The 2,069-nt window shown below is 56.3% G+C and carries 2 protein-coding genes; both read left to right on the top strand.

The window, feature by feature from the left end:
• Positions 1 to 261 precede the first annotated feature (261 nt).
• Positions 262 to 825 (top strand): lysozyme inhibitor LprI family protein, encoded by a 564-nt coding sequence (locus tag GGR61_RS21315; RefSeq protein ID WP_260289073.1) that lies wholly within the window; start codon positions 262 to 264, stop codon positions 823 to 825.
• A gap of 10 nt (positions 826 to 835) precedes the next feature.
• Positions 836 to 1,990 (top strand): hypothetical protein, encoded by a 1,155-nt coding sequence (locus tag GGR61_RS20875; protein WP_184623839.1) that lies wholly within the window; start codon positions 836 to 838, stop codon positions 1,988 to 1,990.
• Positions 1,991 to 2,069 lie beyond the last annotated feature (79 nt).

Here is a 2,069-nt window from a genome sequence, read left to right as displayed (position 1 = left end):
CGCCAGCGGCGAGGACACCGCACCAGAGACTCCGCTGGTTGCTGTGTTTAAACCCATGCATGCCGACCATCTCGACTGGTCCTTGCCCGCCCAGCCAGGCCGCAGATCAGCCGGCCTGCAGTAGGCTGAGGCGAAGTCGTTTTGTAAGCCGCTCTTAGGCCTCTATCGCTCTGACCGGCTGGCGTCAGGCCATCGTCGCTTGATTCAAGGCAACTTCTCTGGCTAGCTTGGCTGTCAAACGGTTATGCCTAGAGAATGCCGATGGTCGCCCGCAGAAAAAGATCCGATGAAGCCGCCTTGCCGCTGGGAAACGCCATGCGATGGATAGCGACATTGGCATTGCTGTCATTGGCTGGCTGCTCGGCGCCGGATGCCGGCGCCGCCGCTTCAGGCCAGCCAAGCGCTTCGTCAACAAAAAGCGGTTCGGACTGCTCCCGTAGTGCGACACCCAAAGACCGGGAAGCCTGCCTCTTGGCGTTGCCTGAAACTGACTGTAAGCGATTGGGCGCAATCTGCATGTCGGTACGTGAAACTCGTTCGATCAATGACAAATTGACAGGAATAGAAAAAGCAATCCTCGACAAGGCGCGCGTGCGTTACAGCAGCTATACAACGGACGATCCGGCTTATCTGGATGATCTGGAAAAGAATTTTACTGATGCTTCTAAAGCCTGGCGAACCTATCGAGATGCCTATTGCCAAGCCGAGCCATTGGTACAGGGCATGTCTCGCAATGAACAAGAAAACCTGACTACACAGTGCAGCGTCAATGCAACGCGACTACGTATCGAACAACTGGAGCAGCTGATAAAAGCCATTCCATAGGGGAACCAAGATGCCACAAGGATATCGCTACGACGCATTGAGTCGTGAAAGCTTCGAGGTACTTGCCTACAATGCTGTTGGCCGCGCCAGCGAAGTGAATCTGAGTGCCGCGTACGCCTTGCAACACAGCACAGGAAATTCCGGCTGGTCCGTAGGCATCATGCAGTGGGACTTCGGTCAGCCTGGACGAGGTGCTGCAGCCGAGGAGATGCTTGGTTGCTATGCGGAGTGGGCCACGCCTCAACAGCAGTTCAATCAGGAAGAGCAGACGAATCTTCTGCAACGCCTGCAAACGCGAGGGCAAGTGGGTAATGACCTTTCCGCCGCAGAGCAAGATCGCCTCAACGAATTCCTCAGGTCAGACGCTGGGCGGACATTTGTTCAAGGCCTGAACGATCAGCAGGTAGATCGAAAATGGCAGGCGGTTGGTCAGCCCCTCTCGCAGATAAGCTGGCTGCAAGACCTCAATCGGGACCATCCCGAGCAAGCCGCCGCGATCGTTGCCGTGACCAGCAAACTCTTTAACCAGAACCAGGCCCGTGGAGCCTTGCTTGTCGAAAGCCTCCAGCAATCGAACGGCATGACTGCGGATACAGTGAGCGCATGGATCGGGAATCAAGGCATCAACGGGCTGAATCCTGCAGCCCGGGCCGCGATCGTGTCCGGGCGCGATGCGACGCTCCAGGGAGTTAACCTTGTCAACGCATTGGAACTCGGGCAAGGGCAAGGTAGCGAGGAATGGCGTTCCAAGATCAGGGAATCCAACAATCCGGCCTTGGCCCAAGGGTTCAATAATGATCCTAGCTTGCAATTGTTCGACGCGATGTTACGTGATCCGGCAAATGGCTCACGGATCCTTGCCAGGATGGATGAAAGAACGCCTGGTCCCGCGCTGACGATTGCAGGAAGAAATGAACTGGCCAGAGAAGAAATTTCTCAGGTGCGAGTTGATCGCGAAGGTAGCTTATCTGTCACCACTCCATCCGGAGATATCCATAATTGGGACGGCAGGACCTGGGACTCTATCCTTGAGCGCAGCGCCCCCCTTTATCATCAAGGGGCGCACCCCTTCGGACCGCCGGCACCGTTGACCCTTGACTCGCAAGAACTGCCCCCGATCTTTGCGCAGTGCGCGGAACATGTTCATGCGTTAGGGAACCTCTGAACAACGCACCACAGATACGCGACACTACCCGCCTGATGTTGAGGAGTGATCCATGCAACTGACGTTCGGTGACGCTGAG

The organism is Xanthomonas sp. 3058 (assembly GCF_014199765.1).
In the GTDB taxonomy this organism is placed as follows: domain Bacteria; phylum Pseudomonadota; class Gammaproteobacteria; order Xanthomonadales; family Xanthomonadaceae; genus Xanthomonas; species Xanthomonas campestris_B.
Note: the sequence above shows the minus strand (reverse complement) of the source record. Positions and strands in the feature narration are given on the sequence as shown.